Below are 19,768 nucleotides of genomic sequence, written 5' to 3'. Positions count from 1 at the left end.
TCTCCAGGGGATAGAGAGAGAACTACTGCTCGACTCCGAGCAGTTCGAGCAGGCGAGCCGCGTACACGGCGCCTTCGGGCCCCGCGTGGCGACGCGGACGTTCCAGGGGGATGTCGATCTCGTGGGCGATGCGGCCCTCGTCCAGGACGAGTACACGGTCGGCGAGGGTCACCGCCTCGGCGACATCGTGGGTCACCAGCAGTACGCCGAATCCGTGCTCGCCGAACAGCCGCAGCAGCAGATCGTGCATGGCGATCTTGGTCAGCGCGTCCAGCGCGCCGAAGGGTTCGTCCAGCAGCAGCAGCGCCGGTTCGGCCACGAGCGCGCGGGCCAGCGCGGCTCGCTGGGCCTCGCCGCCGGAGAGCGTGACGGGCCAGGCCGCACCCCGATCGGCGAGTCCCACTTCCGCGAGCACCGCGCGCGCCCGATCCTGGCCTTTGGCGCGCCGCCGCCGATCCGGCAGTCCGAGTGCGACATTGCGCTCCACCGAGAGCCACGGCACCAGCCGGGCCTCCTGGAAAGCGACCGCGACGCGGCCGTCGATCTCGACGCTGCCCTCGTGCTCGCCGGCCAGCCCGGCCAGCACCCGCAGCAGGGTGGATTTGCCCGAGCCGCTGCGCCCGACCAGGGCGACGATCTCGCCCTGGCGCAGGCTCAGATCGACCCCGTGCAACACCGAGCGATCGTCGAAACTCTTTCCGACACCGTGGATCCGGGCCAGGCGTCCGGTCGCCGGGGCGCTCATCGCCTGCTCCAGCGCAGCGCGCGGTGCTCGATGGCGCGCACGAGCGCGTCGGTGAGCAGGCCGAGCGTGCCGTAGACCAGCAGGCCGAAGATGACGATGTCGATGCGCAGGAATTCGCGCGCGTTGTTGACGATGAAGCCTAGGCCCGCACTGGCGTTGATCTGCTCGGCCACGATCAGCGACAGCCATGCGATGCCCAGGCTCTGCCGCAGCCCGACCAGCACGCTCGGCAGCGCGCCCGGGAACACGATGTCCCGCAGTCGCTCCCACGCGGTCAGACCCAGAACCTGGGACAGTTCACCGAGTTTCGGATCCAGCTGCCGAATGCCCGCGTAGGTGTTGAGGTACAGCGGGAACGCGACGCCGAGCGCGATGAGGAAGATCTTGGGCTGTTCATCGATGCCGAACCAGATGATGAACACCGGGATCAGGCCGAACAGCGGCACCGTCCGCAGCATCTGCATGGGCGGATCGACCAGGTATTCGCCGATCCGGCTTGACGCGGCCAGCACCGCCAGCAGCACTGCGACCGTGGCGCCGAGTGCGAAGCCGAGCAGGACGCGCTGACCGGAAACCGTGACGGCGTCGCCGAATTCGCCGCCGCGCCACACCTCCAGACCGGCATCGAGAATCACCGATGGCGCGGGCAGGATGTCCTCGGACAGCACGCCCGTCTTGGAGCCGGCCTGCCAGGCGAGCAGCAGTGCCAGCGGCGTCAGCGAACGCAGCAGCCAGGGGCTGCGCCAGATCTGACCCGTGCGCCGAGCCGCAGGCGCGCCCGTGGCGGCGGCCTGCCGGTCGGCTGTTTTCCAGCCGATCGCAAGTGTCATGGTTCTCCCGGGGATCTTGTGGACCAATCCGCAGTATCACGCGGTAACCGGCCCGGCTGAACCCTTGGGATCACCGTGACCGCAATACCGGCGGGCGTGCCGCGCGCGTGTCGGGAATGGGTGCCGGGCAGCGGGTGTTACCCCGCGAATGGCGAACCAACAACTGGGAAAGATCGGCGTCTGGCTGGCGTACCCGCAGGCCACGCCGGAGCTGGCGCGGGAGCTCGAAGCACTCGGTTACGGGGCGATATGGGTGGGCGCCTCGCCCGCCGCCGACTGGGCGGGCTACGAGGCGCTGCTGGCGGCCACCGAAACCCTCACCGTCGGCACCAGCATCGTCAACGTCTGGGCCACCCCGGCCAAGGACATCGCGGCGACCTATCACCGGCTGGCCGAGGCGTACCCCGGCCGCTTCCTGCTCGGGGTCGGCATCGGCCATCCCGAACACGCCACCGAGTACACCAAGCCCTATGACGCACTGGTGAACTACCTCGATCAGCTCGACGAGCACGGTGTGCCGCGCGAGCGCCGCGCCCTGGCCGCCCTCGGCCCGCGCGTGGCCCGCCTGGCCGCCGACCGCACCGCCGGTCCACTGCCGTACCTGACGGTGCCCGAGCACACCGCCGCGCTGCGCGCCCAGCTCGGCCCCGACGCCCTGATCGTCACCGAGCACAAGGCGGTGCTGGACGCCGATCCCGCGACCGCCCGCGCGACGGCCCGCGGCACGGTCGGCTTCTACCTCGGCCTCAGCAATTACGTGAACAACCTGCACCGCTACGGTTTCGACGACGCCGACACCGCCCAGCCCGGCTCCGATCGCCTGATCGACGCCCTGGTGGCGCACGGTACCCCCGACGAGGTGGCCGACCACCTCCTGGCTCACGTCCGCGCGGGCGCTGACCAGGTGGCCGTCCAGCCCCTGGGCGGCGACCCCCTCCCGATCCTGCGCACTCTCGCCCCGCTCCTGACCGCGAAACTGGCCTGACACAGGCGTTTTCGACGTAGGTACCCGGCTGCGGGCGGTCCCGGCTTCAGGTTCGGTGGCTGCCCGCACGGGGTACGGCGTCCCGCACGGGGTACGGCGTCCCGCACGGGGTACGGCGTCGTCGCCGCACCCGTCATGGGAGATCGGCGAGGCGGTTGTTCAGCCAATCATGTTCCAGGACACCGAGTTCGGTGGCCGGGCCGTCGGCGTAGCACCATTCGCGGCCGATGCGGTACCAGTTGCCGGTGGCGTGGAGTTTTCCGAGCAGGGCGTGGGTGCCGTACTCCACGCGGCGGGCGATCGCGTGCTCGGCGGGGGCGTACTCGCGGCGCAGGCTCTCGAAATAGCCGCGGCGGGGATCGACGATGGCGAGCAGGGAGTTCGCGGCATCCGCGGGCGCGATCCGGATCTCGGCGTCGGTGAGCAGCCAGCCCGACACCTCGTGCATCAGGCGCAGGCACATGTCCGCCGTCGCCGGTGAATCCTGTTCCAGCAGGCCGTAATCGACCAGCAGCGCGCGCAGATCGTCGCCCCGGTACTCCGCCGCGCGCCGCACGCAGTCGAGCTCGAACTCGACGGCGGCCGCGTCCATCCGCTTGAACAGCCCGAAATCGAGGAAGACGACCTTCCCGTCGGGGGCGAGCAGGATGTTGCCCGGGTGCGGGTCGCCGGTGAAACGACGTTCGCGAATCATCGTGCCCATGTAGAAGCGCAGCAGGATCTCACCGACCCGGTCGCGCTCGGCCTCGGGCAGCGCGGTGATCTCCGCGAACCGCAGCCCCTCGACCAGTTCGGTGACCAGAACCCGTGCGGTGCAGAGTTCGGTGACGACATCGGGGATGCGAATGAAGGGGTGTCCGGCGAACATCTCGGCCATGGCCGCGTGGTTCTCGGCCTCGGCACGGTAGTCCACTTCCTCGGCGAAATGCGTGCTGATCTCGCGCAAAATGGCGTGATCGGCGACGGCGGGTGCGACGCCGCGCATCATGCGCATGATGAGCGCGAGGTTCTTGATGTCGGCGCGGATGGCGATATCGATCCCGGGATACTGCACCTTGACCGCGACCGCCCGGCCGTCGTGCAGGCGGGCGCGATAGACCTGGCCGATCGAGGCCGCGCCCAGCGGCGTCTCGTCGAATTCGGCGAACACCTCCGCGAGCGGGCGGCCGTAATCGCCGTCGAGCACCGTGCGCATGCGCTCGAAGCCGACCGGGGCGGACTGGTCGTAGAGCGCGGTGAGCCTGTCCTGGAAGCGTTCCCGCTGTTTCGGCGACAGCCGGTCGCCGACCGCGCCCAGCACGTCGAAGGTCGAGAGCAGCTGCCCGGCCTTCATGGCCAGACCCTTCATGCTGCCGAGCACGGCGACCAGGTCCTCGGCCGCGTCGATCAGCGCCTTCTCGGTCCGGGCCAGGCGCTCCTGCTCGGAGTCGAGCAGCGCGGACGCCGTCAGGCTCGCCCCCCGAAGCGCCTGCTCGGCAACGAGTTTGCCCAGAATGGCGCCGCGCTCCACGCGGGACGTGGGAATGTCCTTCGCCATCGACTACCTCCCCGCGGCGACTGCACCGAGGTTAGCAGACGCTCACGTCCGCTAATTGGCCGTGACGCTGCGAACCCGGGCACGGCAAAGCGCTCGGCACGGCAAAGCTCACCAGGGCGCGGCCATACCCGCTCGGGCGCGGCCATACCCGCACCGCCACGGCCATGCTCGCTCGGCCACCGCCACGGCCATGCTCGCTCGGCCACGGCCACGGCCACGGCCATGCTCGCTCGGGCACAGCCACACTCACTCGGGCGCGGCCGATGCCGGCTTGGGTTCGGCTCTGCTCAGTCGGGCGCGGCCATACTCCGCAGGCCGGGGGTCAGCACGGCCATGGCGGTGTCGACGTACCTGCGGCGTTCGGCTTCCCCGCCGCCCTGTAGCGCCCGCATGACCGGCGGGATCGTGAGCGCGAGCAGCATCCAGCCGACGTCCTCGGTGTTCACGTCGTCGCGTAGCAGCCCGGAATCGACTGCGCGGGAAAGGAATCGGCCGACGGTGGCGGCGAGGATGCCGCCGAGTCCGAGGATGCGGGTGTTGAGCTCCTCGTCGATGCCGGGCAGTTCGAACAGCATCGCCTGCATGAGCCCGGGGTGGGATTCGGCGATGTGGCACATGCGCTCGACCGCGCCGGACCAGGTCTCGATCAGTTCCTCGACGGTGAACTCGTGCTCGAGCAGCGCGGGTTCGAAGACGTCCCCGGCGATTTCGCTGAGCAGCCGGTCGATGCCGTAGTCCACCACGTGGTCGAGAATCGCTCTCTTGCTGTCGAAGTAGCGGTAGAAGGTGCCGTAGCCGACGCCCACCTCGGCGGCGATGTCCGCGGCCGAGGCGGCGGCGTACCCCTTGGTGGTGAACACGTGGTAGGCGGCCGCGATCAATTCGCGCCGGCGCCGCTCGGTGTTCTGTTCGTCGCGCGGGCGGCCGGGTCCGCGGCTGCGCTTGGCTGATTCGGTCATCGAGCTCATCGTATGCGCCGCCCCGCCCGGCGGAATCGACCGCGCCGCTCGAATCCACCCTTGCGCGACTGTCTGGGACGGTTTAGTTTGATGACACAGCCGTCCGCTAATTGAGTGCATGTCAACTCGGCATTCGCGGGCGGTCGGCTTTGACGACAAAGGAGTCGATTCATGACGCATTCGAATCTGACCGCGAGCGTGCGCCGGGGGTGGCGGATATGACGGTGGTCGTGGTGACCGGGGCCGCCAGCGGAATCGGCCGGGCGAGCGCACTGCGCTTCGCGCGCCGGGGAGCGACCGTGATCGTCGCCGACATCGACGAGACCGGCGGCAACGCGACGGTGGCCCGGGCGCGGCTGATCGGCGGCCGCGCCGAGTTCCGCCGCTTGGACGTGGCCGACGCGGCCGCGTGGGAGGAATTCGCCGAAAAGGTCGTGCGCGATCACGGCGTCCCCGACGTGGTGGTCAACAACGCCGGAATCCTGATCTCCGGCGGATTCCTGGAGCAGAGTGGCGACGACTGGCGGCGCATGATCGCCATCAACATGATGGGACCGCTGTTCGGTTCGCGAGTGTTCGTGCAGCGCATGGTCGATGCGGGCAAGCGCGGTGCGATCGTCAACATCTGCTCGGTCGGCGCGTTCCTGCCCACCCCGCTCGGCCCGTCCTACGTGACCGCCAAGGCCGGGGCCTGGATGGGCACCCAGGCCCTGCGCGCCGAATACGCGGGCCAGGGCATCCGGGTGAGCGCAATCTGCCCGGGCCTGATCCGCACGGATCTGTCGGCCAACGGCACCCGGGCGGGCGCGGATGCCGGCGCCGAGGCGGACTGGGCGGCGAAACTCGCTCGGGGACAACAGGTCTTCGGCCGCTCGCCCGACCGGGTAGCCGCCGCCATCGACCGCGCGATTCGCTGGAACCTGGCCACGGTGCCGGTCGGCATCGAAGCCTGGGCCGGGTGGTACCTGTCCCGGCTGTCACCCGGAGTGATGCGAGGGGTCACCGGGCTGGCACGAATGCCGTTGGCGGAGACCGCGGTCAACCTGTCGGGTCGCGTGCTGGGCGGTGCGCGATGAAGACGGCGATCGTGACCGGCGGCGGCGCGGGCATCGGCCGCGAGACCGCCCGCCTGCTGGCGGAGACCGGATACCGCGTGGTGATCGCCGACATCGACGAGCAGGCCGCGCTGGCGGCGGCCGACGAGATCACCGCCGACGGTGGCCGGGGGCACGCCTTCCGGCTCGACGTGGCCGGTGAAGCGCAGTGGGACAAGATCGCGGAGTGGGTGTACGGCGAGTTCGGCCCCGCGCACGTGTTGATCAACAACGCCGGGATTCTGGACACCGGCGGCTTCGTGGAAACCAGTGCGGCGCAATGGCAGCGCACCATCGACATCGATCTGATGAGCGTCATCTACGGCTCGCGGGTGTTCGCCCGGCAGATGATCGACGCCGGAGTCCGCGGGCACATCGTCAACCTGTCCTCCGGCGCGGCCTTCTTCCCCGCTCGCTACATCCCCGCCTACGCCGCGGCCAAGTCGGCGGTGCTCATGGCCACCCAGGCGCTGCGAGTAGAGCTGCGCCCCAAAGGAATCGGGGTAACGGCCATCTGCCCCGGGGCCATCCGCACCGATCTGCTCGCACACGGCACCCGCGCCGGACTCGACGCCGACGAGCAGGAAGCCTGGCGCGCGAGCCTGGGTAGGGTCCAGTCCCTGGCGTACGCCACCCCGGACAAGGTCGCCCGCGTCATCGAGCGCTCGATTCGCCGTAATCGCGCGGTGGTCCCGGTCAATCCCGAAGCCTGGTTCGGCTACGGGATGTTCCGCCTGTCCCCGAGCCTGGTCCGGGTCGCGGGCAGCGTGGGTTCCTTCGACCTCGCCGACCGGCTCCTGCCTCGCGTTCAGCCGCTGCTGAACCTGATCACGAAGTGAGACAGCCATGAACACCATCGAGAAGCCGGAGTTCGAGGTCGCCGTGATCGGCGCCGGTCCCGGCGGCATCGCGGCCGCGGTGAAACTGCGCCGTGCGGGTATCGACGACTTCATCGTGCTCGAACGCGCCGACGAGGTCGGCGGCAGCTGGCACGAGAATCACTATCCCGGTCTGGGCGTGGATATTCCGGCCCTGGCCTACCAGTACTCGTTCGCGCGCAAGGCGGACTGGACCCGGGTCTTCCCGCTCGGCGCGGAGGTCAAAAAGTACCACGTCGAGGTCGCACACCGATTCGGCGTCCACGAACGCGTTCGGTTCGGCGCCGAGGTCGAGCGCGAGGAGTGGGACGAGGACGCCGACCACTGGAAGTTGCGCCTCGCGGACGGGTCGGTGGTGACGGCTCGCTTCGTCATCAGCGCGGTCGGCGCGTTCGTGCGACCCAAGGTCGACGTCGGCATTCCCGGCGCGCGCACGTTCAAGGGCAAGGTACTGCGCCCGAGCAGCTGGGACGACGGCTACGACCTGACCGGCAAGCGCGTCGGCATCATCGGCACCGGAGCCAGTGCGGTGCAGATCATTCCGGCCATCGCACCGGAGGTTGCCCGGCTCACGGTCTTCCAGCGCACCCCCGTCTGGTCACTGCCCAAACCGGATTTCCCGGTTCCGCCGGCGCTGCGCCGCGTGCTCGCGGTCCCCGGGGTGCAGCCGTTCCTGCACGGCAGCGCGCTGGTGGTCATCGACCTCGCGTTGCGGCTCGCCATCGGCGCGCCGTCGTCGGTCGTGCATCCGGTGATGGATCGCTTCGACGCCGTCTGTCGATCGCTGTACCGGCGCTACCTGACCTACGTGATCAAGGATCCGGCCACCCGCGCCGCCCTGACCCCGGACTTCGGTCCGGTCGCCAAGCGCCCGACCATGTCCAACGGTTACCTGCGCGCCTACAACCGCGACAACGTCGAGTTGGTGACCACGCCGATCGAGAAGATCACCCCGACCGGCGTCCGCACGGGCGATTCGACCCTGCACCGGTTCGACGCGCTCATTCTTGCGACCGGCTACGAGGTGTTCTCCGATCCGGAGACCTACCGGCCCGGGACAGTGCTGGGGCGCAACGGATTCGACCTGGCGAAGTTCTATCACGAGGAGGGATTGCAGGCGTACCAGAGCGTTTCGGTACCCGGCCTGCCCAACCGCTGGACCCTGGTCGGCCCGTACTCCTGGACCGGCTCGGGCTGGCACGCCTTCGTCGAGATGACCGCCGATCACGCGGTGCGCGCCATCGGCGAGACGCGCAGGCGCGGCGCGGGCTGGTGCGAGATCCGCCGGGACGCCGCCGACGCCTATCACCGGCAGGTGCATCAGCGGGGCGAGTCGCTGCGCTACTACCTGGCCGATCTCAACGGCCACGTCCCGACCTACTACCGGAACTCGCAGGGCGACACCACCTATGTGCGCCCGTCCGGGTTCTTCGAGGCGAGCCGCGGCAATCGCCGGTTCCCCCTGGACGACTACGAATACAGAACCCGCGCCGACGCGACGGTGCCGGCATGACCGGGATCGCCGACGGCGTCGGCAGGACAGGTGGCGCAATGTCTTTCGTGGATCCGGCCGTGCCGGGACAGGTCAACATCGAATTCTCCAGCCGGGCCAGTCTGCGGCTGCGCGCGGCGAACGCGGTGCTGCGCGCGATTCTGCGCCCCGGGCTGCACGCGGTCTGTGTCGCCGGGGAGAGCCCGCTCCTGCGCGGCGACCGGGCCTTCCGTATCGCCAACCGGGTCGATGTCTTCGCGGCGCCGCTGCGCCCGGCGCGCGGCACCCGGCGGGAGATGGTGCGGTTCGACGATTTCCGTGCCGAATGGCTGTGGCACCGGGACGATCCCGGGCCGGGCGAGATCGAGCACGGCGCGATCCTGTACTTCCACGGCGGCGGTTTCGTGGCCGGCGGCCTGAACAGCCATCGCCGCCACGCCGCCCGCATCGGCCGCACGGCGGGCCTGCCGGTGCTGAACGTGGACTACCGGCAGCTGCCCGAGGGCCACATCACCGACACCGTCGACGACGCGCTGACCGCGTACCGGTATCTGCTCGACGGTGGTCGTGCGCCCGAACGCATCGTGTTCGCCGGTGATTCGGCCGGCGGCGGCCTGGTCTTCATGGCCGCGCTCGCCGCTCGAGCGCGGGGCATGGCGCTGCCCGCCGGGCTCATGGCCATCGCGCCCTTCGCCGACCTCGATCCCGCGATCCGGTTCGCCCATCCCAACGACCGCACCGATTCGATGCTTTCGGCCCGGGCGCTCTCGATTCCGGCACTGATCGGCTTCGCCCGGGACGGCGTGCTGGATCCGGCGTGGTCACCGGTCAATCACGACTTCACCGGGATGCCACCGACGCTGATCCAGGTGAGCGATATCGAAGTGCTGCTGCCGGATTCGGAGGCGCTGGCCGAACGCTGCGCCGAGGCGGGCGTCCCGCACACCCTGCAGCTGTGGAACAACGCCATCCACGTCTTCCAGGCGGGCGCGGACCTGCTGCCCGACGCGCGGGCGGCGGTCGCCGAGATCGGGACGTTCATCCGGGGCGTGATCGACAGCCACGCGGGCGGCTTCGCGGATCGGACCACCGCGGCATGACCGGACCGACGAACAGGGGGCACAGCACCATGAACTCGCGCAACACACCGGACTTCGAAGTCCTCGTCATCGGGGCCGGCTTCGGCGGCATCGGCACCGGGACGGCCCTGCGCCGCGCGGGGATCGAGAACTTCCTGATCATCGACAAATGGGATCGGGTCGGCGGCACCTGGAACGCCAACACCTACCCCGGCGTCGCCGTCGACGTGCCCTCCCCGATCTACAACTTCTCCTTCCAGCAGCGCTCGCACTGGTCGCGATTCTTTGCCCCGGGCAGCGAGATTCAGCGCTACGCCGAGGAAGTCGTCGACCAGCAGGGCCTGCGGGGCAGGCTGCGGCTCGGCTGCGGGGCCACCGAGGCGCGCTTCGACGAGGCCGAGGACGTGTGGCGGGTGCGCACCACCGACGGTGACGAGATCACCGCGCGGTTCGTGGTGAGCGCCGTCGGAGCCCTGGAACAGCCCAAGCCACCGGCGATTCCGGGCATCGAGGACTACGCCGGCCGTCTGATGCACACCGCGCGGTGGGATCACTCCTACGACTTCGCCGGCAAGCGGGTCGCGGTGATCGGCACCGGAGCCACCGCGTTGCAGGTGATTCCGCAGCTCGCGGATCAGGTCGAGCACCTGACGGTCTTTCAGCGCACCGCCATCTGGGTCGCGCCCAAACCGGACTTCCCGATGGGCGCGCTGAGCAACCGGGCGCTGGACTTCGCGCCCGTGCAGCAGGCCGTCCGGCTGATCGGCAATGTGGCGGTGAACGCGGGACTCGGCATCGGCCTGGCCTTCTCGGACTATCCGCGGGTGACCTCGGCCGCGCTGACCACGGGGGAGCGGGCGCTCAAAGCGTATCTGTTCACCCAGATTCGGGATCCGGAGTTGCGCCGGGCGCTGACCCCGAGTTATCGGCTCGGGTGCAAACGACCGTCGATCTCCAACACCTACTTCCGGACCTACACCCGGCCGCACGTCGATCTGGTCACCGACCCGATCGCCAAGTTCACCGCCGACGGGATCGCCACCGAGGACGGCACGCTGCGCGAGTTCGACATGGTGGTCACCGCCACCGGCTTCCAGGTCATGGACAAGGGCGCGACGCCGCCCTATCCCGTCTACGGTTGCGGGGGAATCGAATTGGGCGACTTCTGGGACCGGCACAGGTACCAGGCGTACGAGGGTGTCTCGGTCCCGGCGTTTCCCAACATGTTCCACATCTTCGGTCCCTACGGTTACGCCCCGGGCTCGGTGATTCCCCTGATCGAGGCCACTGCCGCGCACAGCGCCCGGGCGATCAAGGAGACCCTGCGCCGCCACGCGACCCGCGTGGAGATCCGGCATGAGCCCCATGACGCGTACTTCGCGCGCATGTACGCCCGCAACAAGAACACCTACCTGTTCAAGCAGGGCTGTGCGGAGTCCCGCACGTACTACATCAACTACCAGGGCGACGGCCCGGCGTTCCGGGCCACGACCCAGGCCGGAATGTATTGGAGCAACCGGCATTTCCCGCTCGACCACTACCGGTACACCGCTGTCCGCCCGGTCCGCTCGGACCCCCGCGCGGCCGCGGTCCCGGCCAACCCCTGAGAAGGAGGCCGGATCATGAGCATCGGCTCGGCACTGCGCGAACAACGACCGTCCCCGCCCATCGACGAATCGGTCTTCGAGAACGCCTCCCTGGTCTTCCGGACCGCCCACACCTTCGCGGCGCCACCGGACCGGGTGTGGTCGATCCTCGACGGTGACCGCATGTTCGAATGGCTGCCGTTTCCCGGTATCGGCGTGCGCTACGACTCCGCCGAACGCGGTGCCGGGGTGGTCCGGGAAATGGGTTCGGTGACCCCGCCTTTTCGTGGCCTGTGGATTCAGCGCGAGGAGTTCTGGAGTCACGAACACGCGAAACGCATCAGCTACGGGGCGATCAGCGGCACCTGGATCTACGTGCTGCTGGTGCGGCACTACGCCGAGGAGATGACCCTCGCCGGCACCGCGGACGGCGGCACCGACCTGGTTTGGACGGTGGCCGTGACCCCGCGCCTGCCGCTGCGCGTGGGCGCCCTGCCGATCTTCGCGCCGATCTGGCGTGCGATCTACCGGGTGAGCCTGCGCGGCCCGATGCAGCGACGACTCGCCGAAAAGCACTGACTTCCAGACAGATTGGATGAGCAATGGGCATTACCTCGTTCTTGCACACGCAGCACCCGGCGTCGGTGCCCGCGGTCGACGACACACTGTTCGACACCGCGGCGCTGGTCTTCACCGTGCAGCGGGATTTCGACGCACCGGTGCACGCGGTGTGGACGGCCATCGACGACGATCACGCCTGGAAGTGGCTGCCGTTCCCCGGGCTCGGGGTGATCTACGATTCGCCGGCTCGCGGTGTCGGTGTCATCCGCGAGATGGGGTCGGTCTTCGGGCCGTTCCGCGTCCTGTGGGTCGAGCGGGAGAAGTTCTGGCGGTACGTGCCCAATCAGCGCATCACTTTCGGTGTGGTGAGCGGCAATTGGATGCAGTACCTGGCGGTGCGACAGTACGGCGAGGACAAGACGTTCACCGATCTCGGGAACGGCCGGACCCGGGTGGTGTGGAAGGTCGCGGTCACCCCGCGGCTGCCGCTGCGGTTCTCGACGTGGTTCCCGCCCGTGTGGCGAACCGCCTACCGGATCGGGGGGATCGGGCCCCTGTTCACCCGGCGCGTGAACCAGGTCGCGCGCACGAGCCGACCGCAACTGCGGTCGATCGACACCAATGGAATCGGCGCGTCAGCGCCGAGCGATCAGCACGCCGAGGAAGGCGCGAAATGAGCCGTACCAATGGATCCGGAACGAAGCACGTCAGTCCGCTCGAACAGCCGCAGCACGAGGTCGTCGTCATCGGTGCGGGAATCGGCGGCATCTGTGCCGGGGTGAAGCTCCAGGAGATCGGGGTCGAGGACTTCCTGATCGTCGACCGCATCGCCGGCCTCGGTGGCACCTGGTTCAGCCACAGCTATCCCGACGCCGGCTGCGACATCCCGAGCACGACCTATCAGTTCTCCTTCGCGCGCAAACCCGACTGGGATCGGCTCTTCGCCAAGCGCGACCAGATCCTGGAGTACCTGCGGGAAGTCGCGGCGGACTACGATCTGCCCCGTCGAATGCGGTTCGACACCACCATCGTTCGCGAGGAATGGGACGAGGACCACGGGCTGTGGCGGTTGCACGTGGATACCGGGGAGATCATTACCGCGCGGTTCGTGATCAGCGCGGTCGGGGCGTACATCAATGCCAAGACCGAGCCGAACATCCCCGGGCTGAAGTCGTTCGCGGGGGTATCCATGCATCCCGCGCACTGGAACCACGACTACGACTTCACCGGCAAGCGGGTCGGCATCATCGGCGTCGGCGCGAGCACCATGCAGATCGCGCCCAAGCTGGCCGCGCAGGTCGAACGGCTGGACATCTATCAGCGCACCCCGCAGGTGTACCTGCCGAAACCGGATTTCGTGCTGCGCCCGTGGATGCAGAAGCTGCTGGGGTTGCCCGGCGGGTCCGCGGTCGCCAACGGCATCGCGCAGACCGTGATCGACGCCGGGCTGCGCATCGCGATCTACACGCCCGCACCGCTGTGGCGAGGCGGCGCGCGCGTCATCGACTTCGCCGGCCGCGGGGCATATGCCGGGTGGGTGCGATACAAGGTGAAGGACAGGGAGATTCGCAAACACTTGCGTCCCGACTTCGGGATCGTCTGCATTCGCGGGGGAGCGGGCGGGGACTACCTGCCCACCCTGAACCGGGAGAACGTCGAACTCGTCACCGCCGGGATCGCCGAGATCACCCCGACCGGGATCCGCGACGCCGACGGCGTCGAACGCGAGGTCGACGCCCTGGTGGTGTCCACCGGCTACGAGGTGTTCTCCGATCCGGAGAGCTACAAGCCCGGAACCGTCATCGGCCGTGACGGTTTCGACCTCGGCGTCTTCTACAACACCGAGGAGTTGAAGGCGTACTACAGCACCTCGGTCGCCGGTATCCCGAACCGGTTCATCATGATCGGCCCGTATTCCTGGACGGGCACCGCCTTCCACTATTTCGTGGAGAACGCGATGCGCCACATCGCGACGGTGATCGACGAGACCCGCAGGCGCGGCGCGTCGATCGTGGAGGTACGGCCCGAGGCGCAGGAACGTTTCCACGCCGACATGCTGCGCAGCGGCCGAAACCTGTCCTACTACTTGGAAACGCGCTGCGAGGGCTCCAACAGCTACTTCGTCAACTCCCAGGGCAAGTCGCCTTACATCCGCCCCTGGTCGCTGCTGAAGACCTATCGCAAGGCGGTGCGCTTCGACCGCGACGACTACAGCTACCGCAGCCCCGTCGAGCTCGACTCGATCGTGGAATCCAGGACGATCGAGCCCGCCCGCGGGTAGCCGGGCCGAACATGGCGGCAGCCGGCCTCCGGCCGCTGGCTCGGTTGCCCGGGCCCGGGATCTCATCGATGCGAGTCCCGCTGCCGCGCAACCGGTTCGTGATCGCGCGGCGGCACCGGCCAGGTCCACCCGCGCTCCCGACGAATCGCGAGCAGCTGGCGGCGCGCGTTGCACGAGGCGGGGGAGGGCGCGGGCGAGTCCCCCGCGACGCAGTTCCGATGCCGCCACAGCAGCGTTTTCACCGTGATCGGGCTCAACCGGACGGTCGCCGGGATGCGGTGGTGGGACAGGCGCGAGTACACCTCGTCACCGGGCCCGATGCCGGCCGCGCAGCCGGTGCGTGTTGGCCATGGGGACCCGGTGGAAGTTCCGCCCGCCCGCGACCAGAGCCGAAGCCTGTGGTGCGGGCGGGATTTGGGAACTTTCGGCGGAGATCCCCCAGACGATCGTGGCGAGGCAGATGATCATGGCGGCGAGGACAAGCAGAAATTGGAGTGCGGCGGACATCATCGCGAAGCTCCCTCGGTAGGCCGTTCCAGGCGGATCGGACTGGGGACGTCAGTGGAGTCCGAGCAGGACATCACCGCTGGTAAGCGCACCGTGCGCGTTCAATGGATTTCCAAACGAGAATTGCCATTTCGCCAGGGGCGTTTCCGGTTCGGTGTCACACTGGTTCCGTTCGAAGCGGTCCAGCCATTCCGTGTACCCGGGGGTAGTCAACGATGGCCGAGGAAGACAGCACGCTGCCGCGCCGACAACTCGGGCGGTTCCTACGTCAGTACCGTGAAGAAATCGGCATGACCATGGCCCAGGCCGCTCGGATCGTCGAGATCGGGACCTCCACGTTGCACCGGCTGGAGAAGGGGACAGCCGACAAGGTCCGCATCCGAATCGTCGTGCACCTGTGCGAGATCTACGAGCGATCGGCGGAGGACACCGCCGCGATGAAGCGGCTCGCCGATCAGGCGGCCGCCAAGACGTGGTATCAGGAATACGGAGACCTGATTCCCGGCCGGTTCGACCACTATGTCGGCCTGGAAGCCGCAGCGCGGCAGCTGGTTTCGTATCAAGAGCTGGTCCCCGGTCTGCTCCAAACACGGGATTACGCCTGGACGATGGCGCGCAGTCATCTGGTGGACGTCGCAGACCACGACATCGACCGGTTCGTCGACCTGCGTCTGCGTCGACAGATGATCATCAATCGGAAGACGGAGCCGATCGACTTCGATGTGGTACTCCACGAGTCCGCCCTGCGGAGAGTTGTCGGCGGTCCCCGGATCATGGCGAAACAACTGCGGCACTTGGCGGATGCGGGCACCCGCCCGAACATCACCCTTCGTGTGCTCCCGTTCTCCGCAGGAATTCCCCTGGGGATGCTGTCCGGCCCGTTCGTGATTCTCTACTTCGGGCTGGACAGCAAGGGCCGCAACGCCGAACCCCCGGTCGTCTACGTGGAGAGCGTTCTCACCGCCGACATCTATCTCCAGAAGGAAAGCGACCTCGAGCGCTATGGTGCGGTATCGGCAGCACTGCACAGCGCGTCGTCCAGCCCGGAGGACAGTCGGTTGTTGCTGAGGAAGATCGCGAAGGAGTTCGAGGCGTGAACGTGGACCTAGGTGGCGCTGAATGGTTCAAGAGCAGCCATAGCCAGGGGGTGCAGGAATGCGTGGAGGTCTGTCACCGGGCCGACCGGGTCGGAGTTCGGGACTCCAAGAACCCTGCGGGGCCGGAGCTCTGGTTCTCCGGGGCGGCGTGGGACGCGTTTCTGGGGAGCGGCATCTGGGAAGTCTGACTCGGGACGAGGTGGGGGAGTGATGGCCTGCGTGGCCCTTCATTACCAACCCGTTCCGAGCCGACACCCGGGTCGCGGTGTCAGCACGCAACCGGCTACCGCGACACGGTGATCGGATTTCCCCTGCTCGAGCGGTCTTCGCAACACGGGACCGCGAATTTCTACCGCATCGCGACCGAGTCTCGCTAACCTACTCGGCAGGAGCTTTTCCCGGGCAACACGGAGCAATAAGAGGTGTGTGTGATGTCAGATCCGGCCAACACCGAGCCGACGAAGAACGAGACCGACGCGGCGCAGGACCCTCGCCATCAGGTGGATGAGGTCCCCACGGCGTACTACCGCCTCTCCGATATCGACTTCGACTCGTAACCGGGCCCGTTGGCCTCGAAGGTCAACTGACGCAGAACGATCTGCTCGATCCCGCACCCGGCCCGCCCACTCGGCGCGCGGCCGGGTGCGGTTTCGTCCGGGCATGAATACACCTCCTGTTCGGCTCGAGCTCGATGGCGGACCGTGTTGTCGGAAGTGACACCGCCGGTGGGTATCTCGCGTTCGGGATGGTCATGGCGGTTGTCCCCTCCCACCGAGAACCGGTGATCACGGTCGCCCGGATCTGGCACGGCCTCAGAAGATGAAGACCAGCCGCCCCCCGGTGCCGCCGGCCTCGATCTGCCGATGGGCATCGCTCGCCTGTCCGGGCAGGCAGGTGGCCGCGACGCGCAGGGTGAGTTCGTCGCGCTCGGCGGCATCGCGGAGCTTCTCGAGTTCCGCTGTAGCGCTGAGCAACTCGTACTCCGGGCGATACGTCCAGCGGATCCCGTCACCCGGCCTGCCGGTGAACCCGCACGCCGAGAAGATCGATCCGCCGGGAACAACCGCCGGGGTGATGGCGTCGTCGAGCATCGCGGTGTCGATGACGCCGTCCACCGGCCCGGCCGCGGCGAGAATGGCCCGCGCGAGCCCCGGCCCGCGCTCGACGATCATGTCCGCCCCGAGCGCGGTGACCAGTTCGCGGTCATCCGGCGTCGCGTCCGCGATCACCCGAATGCCGGCCGCTTTCGCGAGTTCGACCGCGAACCCGCCCACCGCCCCCGCGGCGCCGGTCACCGCGATGATCGACCCCTCGCCGACCCGCAGTGAATCCAGCGCCGCGCGCGCGGTGAGCGCGTTCATCAGCAGCGTCGCCGCCGCGACGGGTGTCTTGCCACGTGGGGCGTGCACCACCGACGCCGCGTCGGCGATCACGAACTCCGCCTGCGCCCCGCAGGCCAGTCGGGGATGCACGAGCGCGATCACCGCGTCGCCGCACAGCAGACGCCCTTCCACGCCGGGCCCGACCTCGTCGATGACCCCGGCCGCGTCCCAGCCCACCACATAGGGTCCGGTGTGCACCGGATACCACTGCGGCAGCTGCCGGGCGATGGCTCCCGACCGCGCGTCGGCGTCGGCGATATTGATATCCGCCGCCTCGACCTTGATCCGGACCTGTCCCGGTCCAACATGTGGTTCGGGCAGGGTCAGCAGGGTCATGACTTCCGGCCCACCGAACCGTTCGAAACCAACTGCCAGCATGGAATCACTCCCTCGAAGGGCGAATGACCTGTTCACAGAATGGATCCCGCGGGGATCGCCATCGCGGAGCGGTGCCCGGGGCGATGACCGTAGACGTCCCGCGCACCCGTTCTCGGCGGGCGCGGTCGTCGCCGCGCTGCCGGGGGACGACCGATGAATTCGGGCGATATCTGGATAGCTATACTATTCCCTGGCTGATTGCTGTCAAGCATTCGATGTGAATTCGATGCCCTACCTGGGCGGATTCGTCGACTGGCTGCTTGGAAATTGTCACGCTATTCGAATAGCTCTACTATGTGAATAGCAAGTTCAGACCTGATCGGTCTCGACGACAAGGAATGCCATGAACAGCCCCTTCCGTGATCCCGTCATCGCCGACGGTGAGAAGTCGCTCTACCGGATCAGGCTCGGCGATGATCCCGAAGGCGGCCGGATCATCGGTCTGGTCGAACAGGACGGGGACGCCTACGTGTCCTGCCTCGAGGCGGGTTCCGCGGATGCGTACAGCGCGAAGGTCGAACAGCGCATCCGCCGGTCCGGCGGGCGCATGGATGCCGAAAGTTACCAGGCGGCTTCGTATTTCGAAGGCAGGATGGTCTCACGTGAGGAGGGCTACTTCATCGGCACGCAGCACATGCAGTTCGGCGGCAAACTCGCGCCCTTCCCGCGCGGGGTGATGCCCCTGCTGGGCGGGCTGACCCTGTTGCGCGGGCTCGACTTCCGTCCCGGCGCGAAGACCAAACTCGATCTGTGGCTGGCGTTCTCGATCCACTGGCCGCTGGAGGTCAAGGTGGAGAAGCGCGTCCGGGTCGACGTCCCCGCCGGCTCGGTGGATGCCTGGCAGGTGCGCATGCGCCCGAGCTTCAGCCACGTGAACGGCCTGCTGGACAAGGTGATTTCGGGTCTGCTACCCCCGTTCATCGGCCATTTCGAGACGTCCGGCGCACATCGCCTGGTGCGCTTCAGCTTCCCCAGCGGCCCGCTCCCGTGGCAGCCCCGCGCGGTCATCGAGCTCACCGACTGACGATCCCCGGCGGAAATGCTGCGGGCTCACCGGGATCGCGCCCGGTCGTATCCTCGTGGTCGTGCCGTCACTTCTTCAGGACACGCTGTTCTTGCTCATGATGGAACCCGAACGCCCCGAACCACTTCGCCGCGCCACGGCCGCACTCCCGCGCGGTCTCGCCGAGTTCTTCTCGATCGTCGGCGAGATCCCGCTCGGCCAAGATGGTTTCTCGCGCACCGTATGGAACGAGGGAAACGGCGAAGGGCCGATGATCGGAGTTCCGGCTCGGCTGAGCGCAGAGGAGGGAATGCCAGCATGAGCGTCAATACCTACCCTGCGACCGCCGCACTGTCCGAGAGCATGTGGGTTCTAGAGGTGTACGGGCTGCCCGAGGGGGTGCACAGCGTGACTCAGGGCCGCACTGTGTCGGAGGCGCGAGCAGTGGCCCGAGTGGATGTTGCGCGACTGCTCGAAGTCACCGCCGACACCGTCGATATCTCTATCTGGTGCGATGCCTGCCTGCTCGAACATGATGCCGCAGCAGTCGAGGCATACAGGGATCCTGAAGGCGTATTTTGCTCGTCCTGTTCAGGAGGACCACGTTGCGTGTGCTCGTTCTGCAAAGGATGAGAGTGCACTCCGCGATGCTGGACCATGCTCCGACACCGCACTGTATGCCGCATACCGCGCTGACCGAACCGGCCAGCGCTATGCGGCGGAAGATCAACTGACGGTGTCTATCCGAGGCCGGCCGGGCGCACGCACATGTTGATTTCCCCGCATCGCCCGTGCGAGTTCGACGCTCCGAATCCGTTGGTGTCAAGGCTCGGGACATGCGATTCTTCGATGATGCAGTCAGATCGCTAACGCGCTCCGGCATTTGGACCCGGTGCGCTACTGCGTGAGCGCAGCCGCAGACTGCGCAGCATATCGATGGCGTCCCGGCTGCCGCAGTGGATGAAACGGTCGGGCAACCGTGCTGAGGTGCTGGCTGGTCTTGCCCGGCTCCGGACCCTCGCTGCGCGTACCTCGCCCGCCGATCGATCCGACCTCGCCTACTGACGTGCCAATTCCGCGTTGGCGAGATGTCGTCGACGTCGTTCGAATCATGACTCGGGCCTCGATGGGCGCAAGGCTGCTCATGGCTGCCGACCGTGGTCGAGCACCAACGAAATGTTCGCTACTGCCGCATACCGCGCTGACCGAACCGGCCGGCGCGGAGCCCGCGGAAGGTCTAGTGGCCGTGCCGGTCCGAGGCTGGTGGAACGTCCGGAACTGCCTGCGGATTCAGGCGGTTATCGCAACACCTCATCGAGTGCTTCTGATGGTGTACGGAATCCGAGGGTTTGTCGAGGGCGGCTGTTGAGCTGG

21 protein-coding genes are annotated in these 19,768 nt (G+C 67.9%); 15 read left to right on the top strand and 6 right to left on the bottom strand.

Annotated elements, in window-relative coordinates:
* Positions 1-22 precede the first annotated feature (22 nt).
* Positions 23-745: an ABC transporter ATP-binding protein gene (locus ABZ319_RS25025; RefSeq protein WP_354988911.1), complete on the bottom strand. Its 723-nt coding sequence runs from the start codon at positions 743-745 to the stop codon at positions 23-25.
* Positions 742-1,575, bottom strand: a complete 834-nt coding sequence (locus tag ABZ319_RS25020; protein WP_354988910.1) for an ABC transporter permease — start codon at positions 1,573-1,575, stop codon at positions 742-744. The genes ABZ319_RS25025 and ABZ319_RS25020 overlap by 4 nt, the downstream gene beginning before the upstream one ends.
* Before the next feature lie 148 nt (positions 1,576-1,723).
* On the opposite strand from ABZ319_RS25020, the gene ABZ319_RS25015 reads away from it, so the two are divergent.
* Positions 1,724-2,560, top strand: a complete 837-nt coding sequence (locus ABZ319_RS25015) for an LLM class F420-dependent oxidoreductase (protein ID WP_354988909.1) — start codon at positions 1,724-1,726, stop codon at positions 2,558-2,560.
* A 133-nt stretch (positions 2,561-2,693) separates the two neighbouring features.
* Here the strand turns inward: ABZ319_RS25015 and ABZ319_RS25010 are convergent, their stop codons facing one another.
* On the bottom strand, positions 2,694-4,097 hold the full coding sequence (locus ABZ319_RS25010; RefSeq protein WP_354988908.1) for an AarF/ABC1/UbiB kinase family protein: 1,404 nt from the start codon (positions 4,095-4,097) through the stop codon (positions 2,694-2,696).
* A 287-nt stretch (positions 4,098-4,384) separates the two neighbouring features.
* Positions 4,385-5,056 carry a TetR/AcrR family transcriptional regulator gene (locus ABZ319_RS25005; protein WP_354988907.1) on the bottom strand — a complete coding sequence of 224 codons (672 nt, stop codon included), beginning with the start codon at positions 5,054-5,056 and terminating at the stop codon, positions 4,385-4,387.
* A 218-nt stretch (positions 5,057-5,274) separates the two neighbouring features.
* On the opposite strand from ABZ319_RS25005, the gene ABZ319_RS25000 reads away from it, so the two are divergent.
* From ABZ319_RS25000 to ABZ319_RS24965, 8 genes are read left to right on the top strand one after another with little or no spacing between them, the layout of a single operon-like run.
* On the top strand, positions 5,275-6,132 hold the full coding sequence (locus ABZ319_RS25000; protein WP_354988906.1) for an SDR family NAD(P)-dependent oxidoreductase: 858 nt from the start codon (positions 5,275-5,277) through the stop codon (positions 6,130-6,132).
* The gene (locus ABZ319_RS24995) at positions 6,129-6,989 is read left to right on the top strand and encodes an SDR family NAD(P)-dependent oxidoreductase (protein WP_354988905.1); all 861 of its coding nucleotides are present in this window, start codon (positions 6,129-6,131) and stop codon (positions 6,987-6,989) included. The genes ABZ319_RS25000 and ABZ319_RS24995 overlap by 4 nt, the downstream gene beginning before the upstream one ends.
* A gap of 7 nt (positions 6,990-6,996) precedes the next feature.
* On the top strand, positions 6,997-8,541 hold the full coding sequence (locus ABZ319_RS24990) for an NAD(P)/FAD-dependent oxidoreductase (RefSeq protein WP_354988904.1): 1,545 nt from the start codon (positions 6,997-6,999) through the stop codon (positions 8,539-8,541).
* Positions 8,538-9,620, top strand: a complete 1,083-nt coding sequence (locus ABZ319_RS24985; protein WP_354988903.1) for an alpha/beta hydrolase — start codon at positions 8,538-8,540, stop codon at positions 9,618-9,620. Before ABZ319_RS24990 ends, ABZ319_RS24985 begins: the two co-directional genes overlap by 4 nt.
* On the top strand, positions 9,617-11,206 hold the full coding sequence (locus ABZ319_RS24980) for an NAD(P)/FAD-dependent oxidoreductase (protein WP_354988902.1): 1,590 nt from the start codon (positions 9,617-9,619) through the stop codon (positions 11,204-11,206). Before ABZ319_RS24985 ends, ABZ319_RS24980 begins: the two co-directional genes overlap by 4 nt.
* Positions 11,207-11,221: 15 nt before the next feature.
* Positions 11,222-11,764, top strand: a complete 543-nt coding sequence (locus ABZ319_RS24975; protein WP_354988901.1) for an SRPBCC family protein — start codon at positions 11,222-11,224, stop codon at positions 11,762-11,764.
* Between the two features lie 23 nt (positions 11,765-11,787).
* Complete coding sequence (locus ABZ319_RS24970) at positions 11,788-12,423, top strand: SRPBCC family protein (RefSeq protein WP_354988900.1); 636 nt, start codon at positions 11,788-11,790, stop codon at positions 12,421-12,423.
* A complete protein-coding gene (locus tag ABZ319_RS24965; protein WP_354988899.1) occupies positions 12,420-14,027 on the top strand; it encodes an NAD(P)/FAD-dependent oxidoreductase in 1,608 nt (535 codons plus the stop codon). Before ABZ319_RS24970 ends, ABZ319_RS24965 begins: the two co-directional genes overlap by 4 nt.
* A 306-nt stretch (positions 14,028-14,333) precedes the next feature.
* Here ABZ319_RS24965 and ABZ319_RS24960 read toward each other — a convergent pair whose 3' ends face one another.
* The gene (locus tag ABZ319_RS24960) at positions 14,334-14,537 is read right to left on the bottom strand and encodes a hypothetical protein (protein ID WP_354988898.1); all 204 of its coding nucleotides are present in this window, start codon (positions 14,535-14,537) and stop codon (positions 14,334-14,336) included.
* A gap of 212 nt (positions 14,538-14,749) precedes the next feature.
* Here ABZ319_RS24960 and ABZ319_RS24955 point away from each other — a divergent pair, with 212 nt between their 5' ends.
* The 3 genes from ABZ319_RS24955 to ABZ319_RS24945 all read left to right on the top strand — a co-directional run bounded on the left by ABZ319_RS24955 (position 14,750) and on the right by ABZ319_RS24945 (position 16,188).
* Positions 14,750-15,631, top strand: a complete 882-nt coding sequence (locus ABZ319_RS24955) for a helix-turn-helix transcriptional regulator (RefSeq protein ID WP_354988897.1) — start codon at positions 14,750-14,752, stop codon at positions 15,629-15,631.
* The gene (locus tag ABZ319_RS24950) at positions 15,628-15,819 is read left to right on the top strand and encodes a DUF397 domain-containing protein (RefSeq protein ID WP_354988896.1); all 192 of its coding nucleotides are present in this window, start codon (positions 15,628-15,630) and stop codon (positions 15,817-15,819) included. Before ABZ319_RS24955 ends, ABZ319_RS24950 begins: the two co-directional genes overlap by 4 nt.
* Before the next feature lie 243 nt (positions 15,820-16,062).
* On the top strand, positions 16,063-16,188 hold the full coding sequence (locus ABZ319_RS24945; RefSeq protein ID WP_354988895.1) for a hypothetical protein: 126 nt from the start codon (positions 16,063-16,065) through the stop codon (positions 16,186-16,188).
* Between the two features lie 255 nt (positions 16,189-16,443).
* Here the strand turns inward: ABZ319_RS24945 and ABZ319_RS24940 are convergent, their stop codons facing one another.
* Positions 16,444-17,391, bottom strand: a complete 948-nt coding sequence (locus ABZ319_RS24940; RefSeq protein ID WP_354988894.1) for an NADP-dependent oxidoreductase — start codon at positions 17,389-17,391, stop codon at positions 16,444-16,446.
* Positions 17,392-17,734: 343 nt separating this feature from the next.
* Between ABZ319_RS24940 and ABZ319_RS24935 the strand changes: the two genes are divergently transcribed.
* The 3 genes from ABZ319_RS24935 to ABZ319_RS24925 all read left to right on the top strand — a co-directional run bounded on the left by ABZ319_RS24935 (position 17,735) and on the right by ABZ319_RS24925 (position 19,027).
* Positions 17,735-18,415: a hypothetical protein gene (locus ABZ319_RS24935; RefSeq protein WP_354988893.1), complete on the top strand. Its 681-nt coding sequence runs from the start codon at positions 17,735-17,737 to the stop codon at positions 18,413-18,415.
* Between the two features lie 61 nt (positions 18,416-18,476).
* Positions 18,477-18,716 (top strand): hypothetical protein, encoded by a 240-nt coding sequence (locus ABZ319_RS24930; RefSeq protein ID WP_354988892.1) that lies wholly within the window; start codon positions 18,477-18,479, stop codon positions 18,714-18,716.
* A complete protein-coding gene (locus ABZ319_RS24925; RefSeq protein ID WP_354988891.1) occupies positions 18,713-19,027 on the top strand; it encodes a hypothetical protein in 315 nt (104 codons plus the stop codon). The genes ABZ319_RS24930 and ABZ319_RS24925 overlap by 4 nt, the downstream gene beginning before the upstream one ends.
* Positions 19,028-19,768 lie beyond the last annotated feature (741 nt).

The sequence above is a fragment of the Nocardia sp. NPDC005978 genome (assembly GCF_040614455.1).
Classification (GTDB): Bacteria; Actinomycetota; Actinomycetes; order Mycobacteriales; family Mycobacteriaceae; genus Nocardia.
This window is presented reverse-complemented; position numbering and strand designations above follow the sequence as displayed.